Origin of the sequence: Ensifer sp. CCNWLY38, assembly GCF_037120565.1 — a bacterium.
Taxonomy (GTDB): Bacteria; Pseudomonadota; Alphaproteobacteria; order Rhizobiales; family Rhizobiaceae; genus Ensifer; species Ensifer adhaerens_H.
Genome location: NZ_JBBBBO010000010.1, coordinates 69,579 through 84,361 on the forward strand (window position 1 = coordinate 69,579; position 14,783 = coordinate 84,361).

Below are 14,783 nucleotides of genomic sequence, written 5' to 3' on the forward strand. Positions count from 1 at the left end.
CTGCAAAAACATAGGCTGAGAATGCATTTTGCGCAACCAAATATTGCGCCAGTCGGAAACTCACGCTTTGGCTGCGCCAAAACCGCAATCAGTCGGCGGTGGGTGGCCGGAATCGGGATCTGGCTGCCCCGCCTTCGGGAGGGCCATCTTGCGTAAGCCCCCAAAGTCGGGACGCCCTACGATTTCGCGCTTTCGATCTCTCGACTCGGATTGGGGCGGCCGCGAGTGGTCTGCGGCCCACACTGCCCCGCCCACCGCAAACCGAAGCTCTACCTATCACCTGTTTTTCTACGCCGTGGCGCTACTACGCCACCAACCTTGTTGCAGCCGCTGAACTTCTGGCTCTTTTAATCATCCCCGGTCCAGGGCCGCGCGTCGTGCGGCCCGTGAGAGAGCGGGGACAATATGGCGACTTCCCATCCGAAATCCGAAGCCGTGACGCGAGGCGTGCGCATGCTGCGCACCGCCCTCGGTCCCTCCATCGCGAGATTTCTGGAGGACCCCTCGATCGTCGAGGTCATGCTCAACCCCGACGGACGGCTCTGGATCGACCGGTTGTCCTCCGGCCTCGCAGATAGCGGCGAGCGCCTCTCCGGCGCCGACGGCGAACGGATCATCCGCCTCGTTGCGCACCATGTCGGTGCAGAGGTTCACGGCGGGGCACCACGTCTCTCCGCGGAACTCCCTGGAACCGGTGAGCGCTTCGAGGGGCTGTTGCCGCCGGTCGTCGCCGCGCCGACCTTCGCGATCCGCAAACCAGCGGTCGCCATCTTCACGCTCGATGACTATGTTGCCGCCGGCATCATGTCGGCAGGACAGGCCGAGGCGCTGCGCGAGGCAGTCGCGTCACGCGCCAACATCCTCGTCGCTGGCGGTACGTCCACCGGCAAGACCACGCTCACCAATGCCCTTCTCGCCGAAGTCGCGAAGACGGCCGACCGCGTCGTGATCATCGAAGACACCCGCGAGCTGCAATGCGCAGCGCTAAACCTCGTCGCCATGCGCACCAAGGATGGCGTCGCGTCTTTGTCCGAACTCGTGCGCTCGTCGCTTCGACTGCGCCCCGACCGCATCCCGATCGGAGAAGTACGCGGCGCCGAAGCCCTCGATCTCCTGAAAGCCTGGGGTACCGGCCATCCCGGAGGCATCGGCACCATCCATGCTGGCAGCGCCATCGGCGCCTTGCACCGTCTCGAGCAGCTCATTCAGGAAGCCGTCGTCACCGTCCCCAGGGCGCTGATCGCCGAAACTATCGATCTCGTCGCGGTCCTATCCGGACGAGGTTCATCGCGCCGTCTTTCGGAACTCGCCCGCGTCGAAGGGCTCGCTCCTTCAGGCGACTACCTGATCAATCCCGTCACCTCCACCGTACCAGGAGCTCTTGCATGATTCAGCGTTTGCATCACCTTCGCCGTCGCTTTCTGACGACGGTTTCTGTCAGCCTACTGATCCTTGCGCTCGCTCCCGCGGCCCACGCATCAGGCTCCTCCATGCCCTGGGAGCAGCCGCTTCAGCAGATCCTGAAGTCCGTCGAAGGTCCGGTCGCCAAGATCGTCGCGGTGATCATCATCATCGTGACCGGCCTCACGCTTGCCTTCGGCGACACCTCTGGCGGCTTCCGGCGCCTCATCCAAGTCGTCTTCGGCCTCTCGATCGCGTTTGCCGCGAGCTCCTTCTTCCTCTCCTTCTTCTCCTTCGGCGGCGGAGCGCTCGTCTGATGGCAGCGACCACCTCTCCCGCCGAGGATGTGCCCGGCTTCGCAGTTCCCCTTCACCGGTCGCTGACCGAACCGATCCTGCTCGGTGGCGCTCCCCGTGCGATCGCCATCCTCAACGGAACGCTCGCAGCTGCACTAGGCCTGGGCTTGCGCCTCTGGCTGGTCGGCCTCGGTCTCTGGCTTGTCGGACATCTCGCCGCCGTATGGGCGGCCAGGCGTGATCCGCAGTTCGTCGACGTCGTTCGCCGGCATCTGCGCATCCCCGGTCACCTGTCGATCTGAGGGGCGCGCCCATGATGAACCTCGCTGAATATCGCAACAAAAGCACCCGCCTCGCCGACTTTCTGCCCTGGGCAGCTCTCATCGGCGAAGGCATCGTCCTCAACAAGGACGGCTCGTTCCAGCGCACAGCACGCTTCCGTGGTCCCGATCTTGACTCGGCCGTGCCGGCCGAACTCGTCGCCGTCGCCGGGCGCCTCAACAACGCCTTCCGCCGTCTTGGTTCCGGATGGGCGATCTTTATGGAAGCGCAGCGCCATCCCGCCGCCGCCTATCCGGCAAGCCGTTTCCCCGATCCCGCTTCGGCTCTTGTCGACGCCGAGCGGAAGGCGGACTTCGAGGAAGCCGGCGCGCATTTCGAGTCGAGCTATTTTTTGACCTTCCTCTACCTGCCGCCCGCGGAGGAGGCTGCCCGCGCCGAAAACTGGCTCTACGAGGGAAAGGCCGAGACCGGCGTGAATCCACACGAGATCCTGCACGGCTTCATCGACCGCACGAGCCGTGTGCTGCAACTCGTCGAGGGTTTCATGCCAGAATGCGCCTGGCTCGACGACGCTGGGACGCTCACCTATCTCCACTCGACCGTCTCGACCAGGCGTCACCGGGTGCGCGTCCCCGAGACCCCAATCTATCTCGATGCGCTCCTCGCCGACCAGGCGCTCACGGGCGGTCTTGAGCCGCGCCTCGGCGACGCGCATCTCAGGGTGCTGACGATCGTCGGCTTCCCGACCGCAACGACGCCCGGCATTCTCGACGATCTCAATCGCCTTGCCTTTCCCTATCGCTGGTCGACGCGCGCAGTTATGCTCGACAAGACCGATGCGACGAGACTGCTGACGAGGATCCGCCGGCAATGGTTCGCCAAGCGCAAGTCGATCGCCGCGATCCTCAAGGAGGTTATCACCAACGAAACCTCTGTTCTCGTGGATAGCGATGCCGCGAACAAGGCCGCGGATGCCGATCTCGCGCTGCAGGAGCTCGGCGCCGACCATGCCGGACAGGCCTATGTGACGGCGAGCGTTGTGGTTTGGGATGCCGATCCGCGCGCCGCCGACGAGAAGCTGCGCCTCGTCGACAAAGTGATCCAGGGCCGGGACTTCACGGCCATGACGGAGACCATCAATGCCGTCGACGCCTGGCTCGGCGGCCTGCCGGGGCACGCCTATGCCAACGTCCGGCAGCCACCGATCTCCACCTTGAACCTTGCCCACATGGTGCCGCTCTCCGCCGTGTGGGCAGGGCCGGAACGGGACGAGCACTTCCAAGCGCCCCCCTTGCTGCTCGGCAAGGCCGAAGGCTCGACCCCGTTCAGGTTCTCCATCCATGTCGGCGATGTCGGTCACACGCTCGTGGTCGGACCTACCGGCGCCGGCAAGTCCGTTCTGCTGGCGCTGATCGCGCTGCAGTTCCGCCGCTATGAGCGCTCCCGGATCTTTGCCTTTGACTTCGGCGGTTCGATCCGCGCCGCGGCTCTCGCGATCGGCGGCGACTGGCACGACCTCGGCGGCGGGTTGACCGAGAGCTCTGTCTCCCTACAGCCGCTCGCCCGTCTCGACGACGTCGCGGAACGAGCCTGGGCGGCGGACTGGATCGTCACCATCTTGCACCGGGAGGGCGTCGCAATCTCCCCGGACGAGAAGGAGCACATCTGGACGGCGCTCACCTCGCTCGCTTCCGCGCCAACCATCGAGCGTACCCTGACCGGCCTCACCGTCCTTCTGCAATCGAACGATCTCAAGCAGGGGCTGCGCCCCTATTGTGTCGGCGGTCCCTATGGCCGCCTTCTCGATGCGGAAAGCGAGCATCTGGGCACGGCCTCCGTCCAGGCCTTCGAGACCGAGGGACTGATCGGCACCGGTGCGGCCCCCGCCGTGCTCCAGTATCTCTTCCACCGCATCGAGGACCGGCTGGACGGCAGCCCCACTCTCATCATCATCGACGAGGGCTGGCTCGCACTCGACGATCAAGGCTTCGCCGGACAGCTTCGCGAATGGTTGAAGACGCTGCGCAAGAAAAACGCCTCCGTCGTCTTCGCCACCCAGTCGCTCAGCGACATCGACGGTTCCGCGATCGCGCCGGCGATCATCGAAAGCTGCCAGACGCGCCTCCTCCTTCCGAACGAACGCGCGATCGAGCCGCAGATCGCGGTGATCTATCACCGCTTCGGCCTCAACGACCGGCAGATCGAAATCCTCGCGCGGGCCACGCCCAAGCGCGACTACTATTGCCAGTCGCGGCGTGGCAATCGACTCTTCGAACTCGGCCTTTCGGACGTAGCGCTCGCTCTCTGCACCGCATCGTCAAAGACCGACCAGGCCGCCATCGAGAAGATTGTCGCCGAGCACGGCCGGGAGGGTTTCCTCGCTGCGTGGCTGCGCCATCGCGGCGCCGCCTGGGCCGCCGACCTCATACCCGACCTCACCAACCTGATCCCTGAAGCCCTCGAGGTACAATCATGACCAACCGTTACCGTCCGCATTTTCGGGCCCTTCGCGTTGCCGCAGCCCTGCTTGCCGCATCGCCGGTGATTTCCCTGCTCACGGCGCCGGCGCAGGCGCTCATCGTCTTCGACCCGAAGAACTATGCGCAGAACCTGCTCTCGGCAGCGCGAGCGCTCAACCAGATCAACAACCAGATCAACTCTTTACAGAACGAAGCTCAGATGTTGCTCAATCAGGCCCGCAATCTTGCGAGCCTGCCACACTCGTCCCTTCAGGAGCTGCAGCAGTCGGTTCAACGCACCCAACGGCTCCTCGCCCAGGCGCAGAACATCGCCTTCGACGTCCGCCAGATCGACCGTGCCTTCGAGACCACCTATGGCAGGGCCCCGATCTCTACGAGCGACCAGCAGCTCGTCGCCAACGCGCGCACGCGCTGGCAGAACACGGTTGGCGGTCTGCAGGATGCGATGCGTGTGCAGGCGACCGTCATCGGAAACATCGACACCAATCGTAGAGAGATGTCGGCACTCGTCGGCAAGAGCCAGAGCGCCATCGGCGCCCTGCAAGCCACCCAGGCCGGAAACCAGCTGCTCGCACTGCAGGCACAACAGCTCGCCGACCTGACCGCGGTGGTTGCTGCCAACGGACGGGCCACGGCGCTCAGCGACGCCGAGCGCGCGGCCGCCGCCGAGCAAGGGCGCGAACAGCGTCGCCGCTTTCTCGCCCCGGGCACCGGCTACCAGCCGGGCAATGCCCGGATGTACCGGTGACGGAGGCGGGCATGGACGGAACGCGGTTGATCAGGGTCGCCGCCGTAGCCCTCGTGGCCGTCGCATTTCTTGGAGCGGCGATCGCGATGAGCCGGAAAGGGGACGGGCCGCAGGAGGCAGCAATCGGCGGTCGGGGGCCGGCCTCCTTGGATCCCCTGCGATCGGAGCTCAGGCGCTGTGTCGGCATGGGAGAGGCCGGTGCCCGCGATGCCTCGTGCCTGCGTGTCTGGGCTGAGAACCGGCAGCGCTTTCTCAGGCCCGGACACGCAGAGCGTCCGGCCTTTCCCGACACCTCGCTCAGTTCACCTGCGCAAGCCGTGCAGCCCGGGGCGCCCGTCAGGGTGACCGCGCCGCTCGCCGGGCCGAACGCGGACGAGGTCCGGTGAGAATATGGGCGGCACCGGCGTCATCGACGAGTTCCTCGAGGTCTTCACCCGATACATCGATTCCGGCTTCGGCCTCCTCGGCGCAGAAGTGGCTTTCATCGCCACGACGCTGATCGTGATCGACGTGACGCTCGCCGCACTCTTCTGGAGCTGGGGTGCTGACGATGACGTCATCGCTAGGCTGGTGAAGAAGACCCTGTTCATCGGCGTCTTCGCCTATCTGATTTCCAACTGGAACAATCTCGCCCGTATCGTGTTCGAGAGCTTCGCGGGCCTCGGCCTCAAGGCGTCCGGGACCGGCTTCTCGACGGCTGATCTGCTCCGGCCGGGCAAGGTCGCCCAGACAGGCCTCGACGCCGGCCGCCCTCTCCTCGAATCCATTTCCGATTTAATGGGTTACTGGAGTTTCTTCGAGAACTTTATCCAGATCGCCTGCATGATGTTCGCCTGGGTGCTGGTGCTACTCGCCTTCTTCATCCTCGCCGTCCAGCTCTTCGTCACACTCATCGAGTTCAAGCTGACGACGCTCGCCGGCTTCGTGCTCATTCCATTCGGGCTCTTCGGAAAGTCGGCCTTCATGGCCGAGCGGGTGCTCGGCAACGTGATTTCGAGCGGTATCAAGGTGCTCGTCCTCTCCGTGATCATCGGTATCGGCTCGACCCTCTTCTCGCAATTCACTCAAGGTTTCGGGGGCCAAACGCCGACCATCGATCAGGCCATGGCGATCGTGCTTGCGGCGCTGTCGCTGCTCGGCCTCGGCATCTTCGGACCGGGCATCGCCAACGGCCTCGTCTCAGGCGGCCCGCAACTTGGAGCCGGCAGTGCCGTCGGCACCGGGCTCGCCGCCGGAGGCGTCGTCGCGGCCGGAGCGGCGACTGCCGGCGCCGCCATCTCCGGTGGCGCGGCGCTCCTTGGCGCCGCCGCTGCAGCCGCTCGCGGCGGCGCGGCCCTCGCCGGTGGAGCCTCCGCCGCCTACAGCCTCGGTGCGGCCGGCAAGTCGGGTGTCACCGGCGTCGCATCCGGGCTCGGCAGCACGGCCAGATCGGGCGCGGCCGCCGCGGTCTCACCCCTGAAGCGCATCGGCGCTCGCGCCGCCGAAAGGCTGAGCTCAAGCCACGCCAGTGGAGCCCAGTCCGCCTCCGCAGGAGGTGACGGCGATCGTCGGGCTGCCGGCGATGCCTCGCAATCCACCGGTCCGTTGCATGGCGACAGTCCGCCCGACTGGGCCAGGCGCATGAAGCGCGCACAGCAAATGTCACATAGCGTTCAGGCAACTGCCCACGCAATCCGCTCCGGAGACGCCCACGGCGGCGGCTCCTCCGTCAATCTCTCCGAAGGCGACCGCTCATGAATCCCTTCCGACGACCCTCCACGCATTACGGCAAGACGCCAGAGCCCGAGACACCCTATCAGCGCGCCGCCCAGGTCTGGGACGATCGCATCGGCTCGGCCCGCATCCAGGCGAAAAACTGGCGGCTCATAGCATTCGGCTCGCTCATCCTCTCGGCCGGCTTTGCGGCAGCCCTCGTCTGGCAGTCGGCCCGCGGCACGGTCGTCCCCTGGGTCGTTCAGGTCGACCGGCTCGGACAGGCGCAGGCAATCGCCCCGGCAGAAGCGGATTTTCGCCCGACCGATCCCCAGATCGCCTGGCATCTCGCGCGCTTCATCGAAGAGGTGAGGAGTATCTCAGCCGACGCGATCATCGTGCGGCAGAATTGGTTGCGCGCCTACGAGTTCACCACTGATCGCGGCGCGCTGGCGCTGAACGACCACTCACGCACCAGCGACCCGTTCACCAAGGTCGGCAGAGAGCAGATCGCCGTCGACGTTTCCTCCGTCATCCGCGCCTCGCCCGACTCCTTTCGCGTCGCCTGGAGCGAGCGCCGTTATCAGGATGGATCGCTCTCGGAGACCTCGCGCTGGACCGCGATCCTGACGATCGTCGTTGAGCCCCCGCGCGATGCCGAGAAGCTTAAGCGCAATCCGCTCGGGATCTACGTCAACGCCATCAACTGGTCGAAGGAGCTGGGACAATGAAGCCGCCGTCTGATCATCGAGCCGTGCGACCTGCTTTCCTCACGCGCGTCAGGTCGCGGAAAGGCGGAAACGCCGCCGCATTGTGCGCAAATGCCGTCCTCGCGATACTGTCGACCGCAGCACTCGCCGGATGCGCGACAGCGAAGAAGCCTCCGGCGATCTCCTACGACGATGCCGCGCCGGCGGTGCGGACCATCGATCCTCCCGCTCCCGTGCGGGTCGTCGAGCTTGTGAAGCCCCTGCCCTTGCCGGGACAGATGAAGCCGATCGAGATCAGCCGGTTGCGGCCCGAGCCAGCCGACCCCGCTGCCAGGATCCACCAGGCCAATGCGGCGGCCCGCGTGCAGCCGGTTCGCAACGGCTTCATTAATGCCATGCAGGTCTACCCCTTCACGCAAGGCGCGCTCTATCAGGTCTACACCGCCGTCGGTCAGATCACCGACATCGCCCTTCAGCCGGGCGAGCAGCTCGTCGGCACCGGGCCGGTCGCCGCCGGCGACACCGTGCGCTGGGTGATCGGCGATACCGAGAGCGGATCAGGTACGACCAGGCAGATCCACATCCTCGTGAAGCCCACGCGGCCTGATCTGACGACGAACCTGATCATCAATACCGACCGCCGGACCTATCACCTGGAACTGCGATCCGGGGAGCGCACCTACATGGCTTCGGTGTCATGGCAATATCCCCAGGACCAGTTGATCGCGCTTCGCCGTCAGAATGCCGAAGCTCAAGCCGCTCAGCCCGTCGCCCCGGGTGTCGATCTGGCGCGCCTCAACTTTCGCTACGCGATCGAAGGCAACCGCGCCCCGTGGCGGCCGCTTCGCGCCTTCGACGACGGCCGGCAAGTCTTCATCGAGTTTCCGCGCGGCATCGGTCAGGGCGAAATGCCGCCACTCTTCGTCGTCGGCCCCGACGGCAACGACTCCGAACTCGTGAACTATCGGGTTCGCGGCCACCACATGATCGTCGACCGGCTCTTTGCCGCCGCTGAGCTTCGTTTCGGCGCCGGCCGGACGCAGATGAGGGTGCGGATCCTGCGGACCGACGGGAGACGGGTGTTGTGAGTGATCAAGAACCCCGGAAAGAAGAAGGTCTGGAACCGGATGAGGCTCGCCCGCTGACGGGCGAGCCCGTGATCTCCATGCGGCTGCGCCCCGAGGCGCCGCGCGTGACCCGTCTGTCGCGGAAATTCCTGGCCGGCGTTTCCCTGATCGCTGGCCTCGGTCTCGGTGGCGCGCTGATCTACGCTCTCCAGACATCTGATGGGAGCGGGCCCGCCGAGGAGCTCTACTCGACCGAAAATCGCACCACGGCCGACGGGCTTTCCAACTTGCCGCGCGACTATACCGGTCCGATCCTCGGACCTCCGCTCCCTGGCGATCTCGGCCGCCCTATTCTCGACGCGCAGAAACGCGGGCAGACCGTTCCCGCACCAGAGGTCGTCGTGCCCGAGCCGAGCCTCAGCGAGGAGGAGCGGCGCCGGCAGGAAGAGATGGAGGCGGCACGCACGAGCCGGCTGTTCGCCAGCACCGAAACGACAGCGGCGGCAGCCGAGGCGCCTGGCTCGGATAGCTCCATGCCGCCGGCCGGTAATTCAAACGCCCTGCCCGATCTTGCAAGCCTTGGCATCGCTCCTGAGCCCGCGACACCCACAGCGGAGGAACGGCGGCTCGCGTTTTTGAACGCCACCCCTGACAAGCGAACGATCGCGCCGGATCGTGTCGCCGCACCGGCCTCCCCGAACATTCTCCAGGCCGGCGCCGTCATCCCGGCCGCGCTCATCACCGGCATCCGCTCTGAACTTCCGGGCCAGATCACCGCGCAGGTGACCGAGAACGTCCATGACAGCCCGACTGGCCGCATCCTGCTGATCCCGCAGGGCGCGCGGCTCATCGGCCAGTACGATAGCGGCGTCGGCTACGGCCAGAGACGTGTGCTCCTCGTCTGGAACCGACTGATCATGCCGAACGGCCGCTCGATCGTGCTCGAACGCCAACCCGGCGCTGACAGCGCAGGCTACGCCGGCCTAGAGGACCGCGTGGACTATCATTGGGGCCAACTGTTCAGGGCCGCTGCTCTCTCGACATTGCTGAGCATCGGCGCCGAAGCGGGCTCTTCCAGCGAGGAAAGCGGTATCGTCCGAGCTCTTCGCCGAGGCGCATCCGACAGCATCAGCGAGACCGGCCAGCAGATCGTTGAGCGCCAGCTCGACATTGCCCCGACACTGACGATCCGGCCCGGTTTTCCGGTTCGCGTGCTCGTCACACGCGATCTCGTACTCGAACCCTATGGAGGATCCTGATGGTGAAGCTGAAACTCGGGCCGATTGCGGACGACAAGCCGGTGAAGGTAACCTTGGAAATGCCCGCAAGCCTGCATCGCGATCTCACGACCTATGCAGAGGTGCTCGGACGTCAGACGGGGCAGCCCGTCACCGATCCCGTCAGGTTGATCGTACCCATGCTCGAGCGCTTTATCGCCACGGATCGTGGCTTTGCAAAAGCCAGGAAATCTCCATCCCCGCCAAACGCAAAATTCTGATCCGTTTCTGAAGATCGAGACGCCATCTTGAAAGACGGGCTTGCGCCGATCCGTCATCATGCGTGCACAGGCGTTCAGCACGAAAGCGAGCGCTGTCAGTTTTGGGATCTGGCAATATGCCTCCGATAAGCGACCTGACGCGAAACCTCGCAGCAAATCTGCAAGCCATCTTCAAGACCGGCAAGTTTACGTGCGATGCGCTGGTCGTCTCGACAGGGCTCGGAATAACGGAAATCAACGACATATTGGAGCTGAGAAAGGATCCGACACTCGAGGTTCTCGAGCTGATCGCGCTGGCTCTCGACTGCGATCCGGGGGTCCTGCTGGACGGCAATCCCGTAAGGGCGCGCGCAGCGTTTCTCGACGGAGATAATTCTCCGAACCAGTCGTTTCATTAGCCTTCGACGGTGACATCCTCCGGGCGCCGGGCGACTCTCTCTTAAGTTTTATAATTGCCAGAAAACAATTTGTAAGGCATAGTTTAGGGCTAGGTGAAATTCAGGTTGTGCAACGCTCCGACGGGGGACTCGGACCATGCGGCATGAACTGGACGCGCGCGAATACAAGCTCCTCCTCAACCCTAAGCGGTTCCTGGAGGCACCTCCCGACACCGTCGCCGACAGCGGTCTGATCACCGTCCATTCTCAGGGGCGCACTCCACGGCGGAGCCAAATCTGCTCGTACGTTGGCACGCATCCTTGGTTTATCCCAGTCGGCGACTTTCAGGCATTTGTATCAACTTTCGACATCCGGATTGCTGATTTCAGAAACCAGAGCCAATCGTTCAAGCTGGTTTACCATTGCACCTGAGCACGAGGCGGCGCTGCTCGCACTCTGTGAGACGCTCGTACTGGTATCTCGCAGGGACGTGTCAAATCCGAAAATCGTCAGGGCGATTGCTGGGCGTGAGCTTACCGACGGTTGGAGCCAACCACCTCGGCAGTGATAAAACCGACATCAGGTAGCAAAAACCACCAAAAGTGGCCTACACTCCTGAATTCAAAAGCAATTCCCACTTTCCCGGAATTGCAGGTCAAATGCTCCACAGATGTTGACGCGCACTAGCTTGGGATAGCGGCATAAGAGGACGGTGCTGGGGCTTGGGTTAAGGTCTACCTTCGGGATACGAGGGCAGCCTTGGATCAATGGCGGACCACTCTACCTTGGATTCGCACCAGGTTTGACTGGCTGGACGAACCAACGACGGCTGGTCGATAATCCCGGCCCTCACATAAATCCGACCCGGATGCTGGGGGGATGTTCCGAACAGTGGGGAACCGCAGTTGGGGCAAAAGTGTCGTGTCAGGTCGTTGCCGCTGTCCGCAGTCTTGGTGAATGAGCGAATCTCGCCCGAAATGATCCGAAACTCGCTCGCCTCAAATGGAATATTGACCCCGAAGGCGCTACCGGTTGATTTGCGGCAATCTTCGCAATGACAATACCCGCCAGCGCCCGCCGGTTCGCCGCACGAAATCCTGACTGCGCCGCAAAGACATGTGTCGGTAATTTTTTCAGACATTACCGGCCCGTTCTTTCCGCGAATACGATGGTTGCCACCGATAGGTATGATTAGCAGCGTTTCGAAGGTCCGCAATGGGGCAAACTTTATGCAGCCAGTCAGGTCGACTGGCGGAAGGTTCGTACGCTACACCCATCGAAGCTCCGTTTTCACCGGAGCCAGGTAGTCGGGATGCCATTTCAGGTCTGGTGGTCTTTGCTACCTAATGCCGGATAAAACTGCGAGCGCTGTGGGTACCGGATCGGAGACTGCTCGAAGGTTCATCGCCGACATGCCGAATTCGGCTACTGGCCGGCCGCGCCATATTGCGGCGAAACGCCATGGCGACCTGGCCAAACATAAAATTAGAAGTCAAATCCTGCCGGGTTTTTAGAGGCAACTCCACTTCGTCGGTCGTGGCCATGAAGCGCGAAGTTGTGTCGCCTATATCGCGCGCCCGACCACCCAGATCTATTTTTGCGTGCGCAACCTATTGACGAAACTTTTCCGACTCGCTAGCAAGCTATGATTGTGACTACCTACTGTAAAGGATAGAACATGACCCATGCATTCATTGAGCTTACTGAAGACGAAATTGACGCGGTTGGTGGAGGCTGGAGCTGGGGCGGCGCTTTTGGCGGTGCGGCGACCGGTTACGGAATTGGTCGCACCCTTGGGCGTGATATCGCTGCGAGCCGGGGCTACGGTGGCAAACGCGCGCAGCATACTGCGGGCGTGATGGGTGGCGTGTTTGGCGGCGCTATCGGCGGCGCTGCGGGCGGCCATGGCGGCGGCAAATAGCAAGCCAAGGTGCTCCCCTTTAAATGCGAGGGGAGCACCCTGCGGAGGTGGGTAAAATGAATTTTTCAGGTCTGCTGGCTGTCCTATTTGATGCGGTCGTCTTCTCGCTAAAGATGCTAGGGTTGGCGGCTCTCGCATCTCCCTTTAGTCCGACCATTAAGAATACCGATGGGAAAAAGATATACTTATTCGCTGTTGGTTTGGTGGTGTTGTATCTCGCGATCCAGGCGGTGTTGCTGGTACTCATTTAATTAAAGTAAGCTACACGAGATGCAATCGAGCAATCGCCAGTATTTCTTAGGCATGCTTGAGGCCATACATGGCAAGCGGCTGTCGATGCGCGTTTTTGTAAACAAGATGCGCAAGCAGTTGGCCATTAATGATGCCTACATTACCTCGCCTGAGGTGCCTTGTGAGGCAAAGGCGACACTAAATTGTTTCGATGCCATTGAAGGCTGTGGACGCAGCCTGTGTTTTATTGCTCCCCATTGGGGGAATTATGCAATGTCGTTTGAGCGGATAGCATTCTCTCTTCCTCAGGATAGTCGATTTATTGCCTTGCGAGCAAATCAATGGGGAGAGAAAGAAGATGCTTTTTGGCGACGCATAAATACACGTAGCGGTCGCGCTGACTTCGTGAAGGTCTTTAGAGCAGACGAAAAACGGAATATGATCTCGTTACTTCGTGACATGAAGCAAGGCGCACATCTGTTTGCGCTTTTCGATTTGTTCGCGGAATTTGGTGAGACATCTCCCGTGAATATATTCGGTAATGAAGTAAATTTAACAATGGGATGGTCCAAGTTATGCTACATGGCGGATGCTGTTGTGATCAGCGTCGCGCCGGTTTCTTTGGAGCGAGAAGAGATTCAAATCTTCGACGTCGTTGATCCAAGAGAATTTCGGAACCGCGATGAATTCGTACGCCGATGCACAGTTATTGCAAGACGTAGCCTTGAAGGACTTCTCAGAGAACAGCCCGCCTTCTGGTTTATGTGGGAGCACTGGGAAAAGTATCAAGCTCGCGCGATTGACAGGAAGCAGCCTGTTGAATGACTAGCCCATTGTTTCGTACTGAGGCGACCGTCACCCTCACAAACACGCTTTCAACAAGCCTCCAACATCCCAGCCTCAAACATCCGGCAGGGGTCACTGCTTTATTAGGTGCGATTGTCGTAGCGACCATCGCATTTAGCTTCGTTCATATATCTCTCGGAGTTACGGCTTCAGGAGTCTTAAGAACAGCTGATGGTTCAGGAAGAATCGTAGCTGAGCGTAGTGGCATCTTGACGTTTGTTACATCCGAACGACAGGAACAGTTGCTGGCTGCCGGGACCACTGTCGCAAGAATCCGCAGTCTTGATCTCCCCACCAAGCGGAATTCACCTAATCCTGCCTTTAGCATGGATGAGTTGAATAGACGGCAGCAAAGACTCGCCATGCGATTGGAGGAAATTGGCACTGCGGAGCGGCAGCAGGAGCAAGAACTCGCGGCCACTCAGGCGTCGGTAAAGTTGCTTATGCGGCAGGTGGAGGAACTCAACGTAATTTACGAGCGGGAATTGAAGCGCGTCAACGCCGACCTCATGAGCCGCAGACAAGCCCGAGACCGGGGTTTAGTAAAGGGAACGGAGGTTGCTGAATATGAAAATATCCTGACAGATCGGACCATTCAATTTCGGGACAATCACATCCGGTACTCTGAGCTGCAACGTCAGGCGGCCGAGTTGCGAATGCGCCAGTATCAAAATCAGGAGGCCTTCAACCAAGAGAAATCAAAAATTCTCGACGCGCTTTCCGATCTGAAAATGTCGATTGAAACCGAAGCCAGGATAGCCCCATTTGAAATTAGGATGCCGGAAACGGGAATTCTTGTACCTCGCGGTTTTCGGGAAGGGCAAAGCGTTGCCGCCGGGGATATCTTGTTCGAAGTAGTTGGAAGAAGCGAAGAGATATTGTTTGAGGCCGACGTGGACGCGTCTCAGATTGGTGAACTAAAACAAGATCTACCTGTCAAAATTGCCATCACCGCTTATCCGTATTTTGAGTATGGTTTCCTCAACGGCCAAGTCAAATTTTTCACGCGAACTCCTAATCGGTCAATTTCGTTTAACGAGGACATTGGAGATACGCCAAAATTCCGCGTCGTGATTTCTGCTGACCGAGATTCGCTTCACGATTTTAAGAAGGGTAAAACGCTGATACCAGGTATGGGCGCAACTATACATATCCGAAAAGAGCGTGTTCCTTTTTGGCGTTTGGCGCTCTCCCCGCTGCTGCGTCTCGGAGAGCGTATCTGACGATGAGGTT

At 61.5% G+C, this 14,783-nt stretch carries 18 protein-coding genes; 17 read left to right on the plus strand and 1 reads right to left on the minus strand.

Translation table 11 applies throughout. The annotated features are described in order from the left end of the window. The first annotated feature begins 405 nt into the window (after positions 1-405). The 13 genes from trbB (at position 406) to V7S54_RS21550 (ending at position 10,984) form a co-directional block, all read left to right on the plus strand. On the plus strand, positions 406-1,389 hold the full coding sequence (gene trbB, locus V7S54_RS21490) for a P-type conjugative transfer ATPase TrbB (protein ID WP_336408750.1): 984 nt from the start codon (positions 406-408) through the stop codon (positions 1,387-1,389). Continuing rightward, on the plus strand, positions 1,386-1,718 hold the full coding sequence (locus tag V7S54_RS21495; RefSeq protein WP_336408751.1) for a TrbC/VirB2 family protein: 333 nt from the start codon (positions 1,386-1,388) through the stop codon (positions 1,716-1,718). Before trbB ends, V7S54_RS21495 begins: the two co-directional genes overlap by 4 nt. Continuing rightward, a complete protein-coding gene (locus V7S54_RS21500; RefSeq protein ID WP_336408752.1) occupies positions 1,718-1,999 on the plus strand; it encodes a VirB3 family type IV secretion system protein in 282 nt (93 codons plus the stop codon). Before V7S54_RS21495 ends, V7S54_RS21500 begins: the two co-directional genes overlap by 1 nt. A gap of 11 nt (positions 2,000-2,010) precedes the next feature. Beyond that, positions 2,011-4,455 carry a conjugal transfer protein TrbE gene (trbE, locus tag V7S54_RS21505; RefSeq protein ID WP_336408753.1) on the plus strand — a complete coding sequence of 815 codons (2,445 nt, stop codon included), beginning with the start codon at positions 2,011-2,013 and terminating at the stop codon, positions 4,453-4,455. Beyond that, positions 4,452-5,207, plus strand: coding sequence for a P-type conjugative transfer protein TrbJ (trbJ, locus tag V7S54_RS21510; protein ID WP_336408754.1), 756 nt, complete (start codon positions 4,452-4,454; stop codon positions 5,205-5,207). The genes trbE and trbJ overlap by 4 nt, the downstream gene beginning before the upstream one ends. A gap of 11 nt (positions 5,208-5,218) precedes the next feature. Further along, positions 5,219-5,593: a putative entry exclusion protein TrbK-alt gene (gene trbK-alt / locus V7S54_RS21515; protein ID WP_336408755.1), complete on the plus strand. Its 375-nt coding sequence runs from the start codon at positions 5,219-5,221 to the stop codon at positions 5,591-5,593. 4 nt (positions 5,594-5,597) lie between these two features. Then, on the plus strand, positions 5,598-6,944 hold the full coding sequence (trbL, locus tag V7S54_RS21520) for a P-type conjugative transfer protein TrbL (RefSeq protein ID WP_336408756.1): 1,347 nt from the start codon (positions 5,598-5,600) through the stop codon (positions 6,942-6,944). Beyond that, a complete protein-coding gene (gene trbF / locus V7S54_RS21525) occupies positions 6,941-7,630 on the plus strand; it encodes a conjugal transfer protein TrbF (RefSeq protein ID WP_336408757.1) in 690 nt (229 codons plus the stop codon). Before trbL ends, trbF begins: the two co-directional genes overlap by 4 nt. Beyond that, complete coding sequence (gene trbG, locus V7S54_RS21530) at positions 7,627-8,697, plus strand: P-type conjugative transfer protein TrbG (RefSeq protein ID WP_336408758.1); 1,071 nt, start codon at positions 7,627-7,629, stop codon at positions 8,695-8,697. The genes trbF and trbG overlap by 4 nt, the downstream gene beginning before the upstream one ends. After that, positions 8,694-9,935 carry a TrbI/VirB10 family protein gene (locus V7S54_RS21535; protein WP_336408759.1) on the plus strand — a complete coding sequence of 414 codons (1,242 nt, stop codon included), beginning with the start codon at positions 8,694-8,696 and terminating at the stop codon, positions 9,933-9,935. The genes trbG and V7S54_RS21535 overlap by 4 nt, the downstream gene beginning before the upstream one ends. Continuing rightward, positions 9,935-10,174, plus strand: a complete 240-nt coding sequence (locus V7S54_RS21540; protein ID WP_336408760.1) for a DUF2274 domain-containing protein — start codon at positions 9,935-9,937, stop codon at positions 10,172-10,174. Before V7S54_RS21535 ends, V7S54_RS21540 begins: the two co-directional genes overlap by 1 nt. A gap of 116 nt (positions 10,175-10,290) precedes the next feature. Next, positions 10,291-10,572 carry a hypothetical protein gene (locus V7S54_RS21545; RefSeq protein WP_336408761.1) on the plus strand — a complete coding sequence of 94 codons (282 nt, stop codon included), beginning with the start codon at positions 10,291-10,293 and terminating at the stop codon, positions 10,570-10,572. Between the two features lie 136 nt (positions 10,573-10,708). Continuing rightward, positions 10,709-10,984, plus strand: coding sequence for a hypothetical protein (locus V7S54_RS21550; protein WP_336408762.1), 276 nt, complete (start codon positions 10,709-10,711; stop codon positions 10,982-10,984). Positions 10,985-11,279: 295 nt separating this feature from the next. On the opposite strand, the gene V7S54_RS33280 is transcribed toward V7S54_RS21550, so the two are convergent. Further along, positions 11,280-11,693, minus strand: a complete 414-nt coding sequence (locus V7S54_RS33280) for a GFA family protein (protein ID WP_442892589.1) — start codon at positions 11,691-11,693, stop codon at positions 11,280-11,282. A 537-nt stretch (positions 11,694-12,230) separates the two neighbouring features. On the opposite strand from V7S54_RS33280, the gene V7S54_RS21555 reads away from it, so the two are divergent. From V7S54_RS21555 to V7S54_RS21570, 4 genes are read left to right on the plus strand one after another with little or no spacing between them, the layout of a single operon-like run. Further along, a complete protein-coding gene (locus V7S54_RS21555; protein WP_336408763.1) occupies positions 12,231-12,473 on the plus strand; it encodes a hypothetical protein in 243 nt (80 codons plus the stop codon). A 56-nt stretch (positions 12,474-12,529) separates the two neighbouring features. Beyond that, on the plus strand, positions 12,530-12,724 hold the full coding sequence (locus V7S54_RS21560) for a hypothetical protein (protein WP_336408764.1): 195 nt from the start codon (positions 12,530-12,532) through the stop codon (positions 12,722-12,724). A gap of 19 nt (positions 12,725-12,743) precedes the next feature. Beyond that, positions 12,744-13,529, plus strand: coding sequence for a hypothetical protein (locus V7S54_RS21565; protein WP_336408765.1), 786 nt, complete (start codon positions 12,744-12,746; stop codon positions 13,527-13,529). Further along, positions 13,526-14,773 carry an HlyD family efflux transporter periplasmic adaptor subunit gene (locus V7S54_RS21570; RefSeq protein WP_336408766.1) on the plus strand — a complete coding sequence of 416 codons (1,248 nt, stop codon included), beginning with the start codon at positions 13,526-13,528 and terminating at the stop codon, positions 14,771-14,773. The genes V7S54_RS21565 and V7S54_RS21570 overlap by 4 nt, the downstream gene beginning before the upstream one ends. Positions 14,774-14,783 lie beyond the last annotated feature (10 nt).

What these genes read in the sequence shown, in the direction of transcription:
- V7S54_RS21555 (WP_336408763.1), top strand. Translation starts at nt 12,231, where the DNA reads ATGACCCATGCATTCATTGAGCTTACTGAAGACGAAATTGACGCGGTT.
- trbF (WP_336408757.1), top strand. Translation starts at nt 6,941, where the DNA reads ATGAATCCCTTCCGACGACCCTCCACGCATTACGGCAAGACGCCAGAG.
- V7S54_RS21540 (WP_336408760.1), top strand. Translation starts at nt 9,935, where the DNA reads ATGGTGAAGCTGAAACTCGGGCCGATTGCGGACGACAAGCCGGTGAAG.
- V7S54_RS33280 (WP_442892589.1), bottom strand. Translation starts at nt 11,693, where the DNA reads ATGTCTGAAAAAATTACCGACACATGTCTTTGCGGCGCAGTCAGGATT.
- V7S54_RS21495 (WP_336408751.1), top strand. Translation starts at nt 1,386, where the DNA reads ATGATTCAGCGTTTGCATCACCTTCGCCGTCGCTTTCTGACGACGGTT.
- trbG (WP_336408758.1), top strand. Translation starts at nt 7,627, where the DNA reads ATGAAGCCGCCGTCTGATCATCGAGCCGTGCGACCTGCTTTCCTCACG.
- trbE (WP_336408753.1), top strand. Translation starts at nt 2,011, where the DNA reads ATGATGAACCTCGCTGAATATCGCAACAAAAGCACCCGCCTCGCCGAC.
- V7S54_RS21500 (WP_336408752.1), top strand. Translation starts at nt 1,718, where the DNA reads ATGGCAGCGACCACCTCTCCCGCCGAGGATGTGCCCGGCTTCGCAGTT.
- trbB (WP_336408750.1), top strand. Translation starts at nt 406, where the DNA reads ATGGCGACTTCCCATCCGAAATCCGAAGCCGTGACGCGAGGCGTGCGC.
- trbL (WP_336408756.1), top strand. Translation starts at nt 5,598, where the DNA reads ATGGGCGGCACCGGCGTCATCGACGAGTTCCTCGAGGTCTTCACCCGA.
- V7S54_RS21565 (WP_336408765.1), top strand. Translation starts at nt 12,744, where the DNA reads ATGCAATCGAGCAATCGCCAGTATTTCTTAGGCATGCTTGAGGCCATA.
- V7S54_RS21570 (WP_336408766.1), top strand. Translation starts at nt 13,526, where the DNA reads ATGACTAGCCCATTGTTTCGTACTGAGGCGACCGTCACCCTCACAAAC.
- trbJ (WP_336408754.1), top strand. Translation starts at nt 4,452, where the DNA reads ATGACCAACCGTTACCGTCCGCATTTTCGGGCCCTTCGCGTTGCCGCA.
- trbK-alt (WP_336408755.1), top strand. Translation starts at nt 5,219, where the DNA reads ATGGACGGAACGCGGTTGATCAGGGTCGCCGCCGTAGCCCTCGTGGCC.
- V7S54_RS21550 (WP_336408762.1), top strand. Translation starts at nt 10,709, where the DNA reads ATGCGGCATGAACTGGACGCGCGCGAATACAAGCTCCTCCTCAACCCT.
- V7S54_RS21545 (WP_336408761.1), top strand. Translation starts at nt 10,291, where the DNA reads ATGCCTCCGATAAGCGACCTGACGCGAAACCTCGCAGCAAATCTGCAA.
- V7S54_RS21560 (WP_336408764.1), top strand. Translation starts at nt 12,530, where the DNA reads ATGAATTTTTCAGGTCTGCTGGCTGTCCTATTTGATGCGGTCGTCTTC.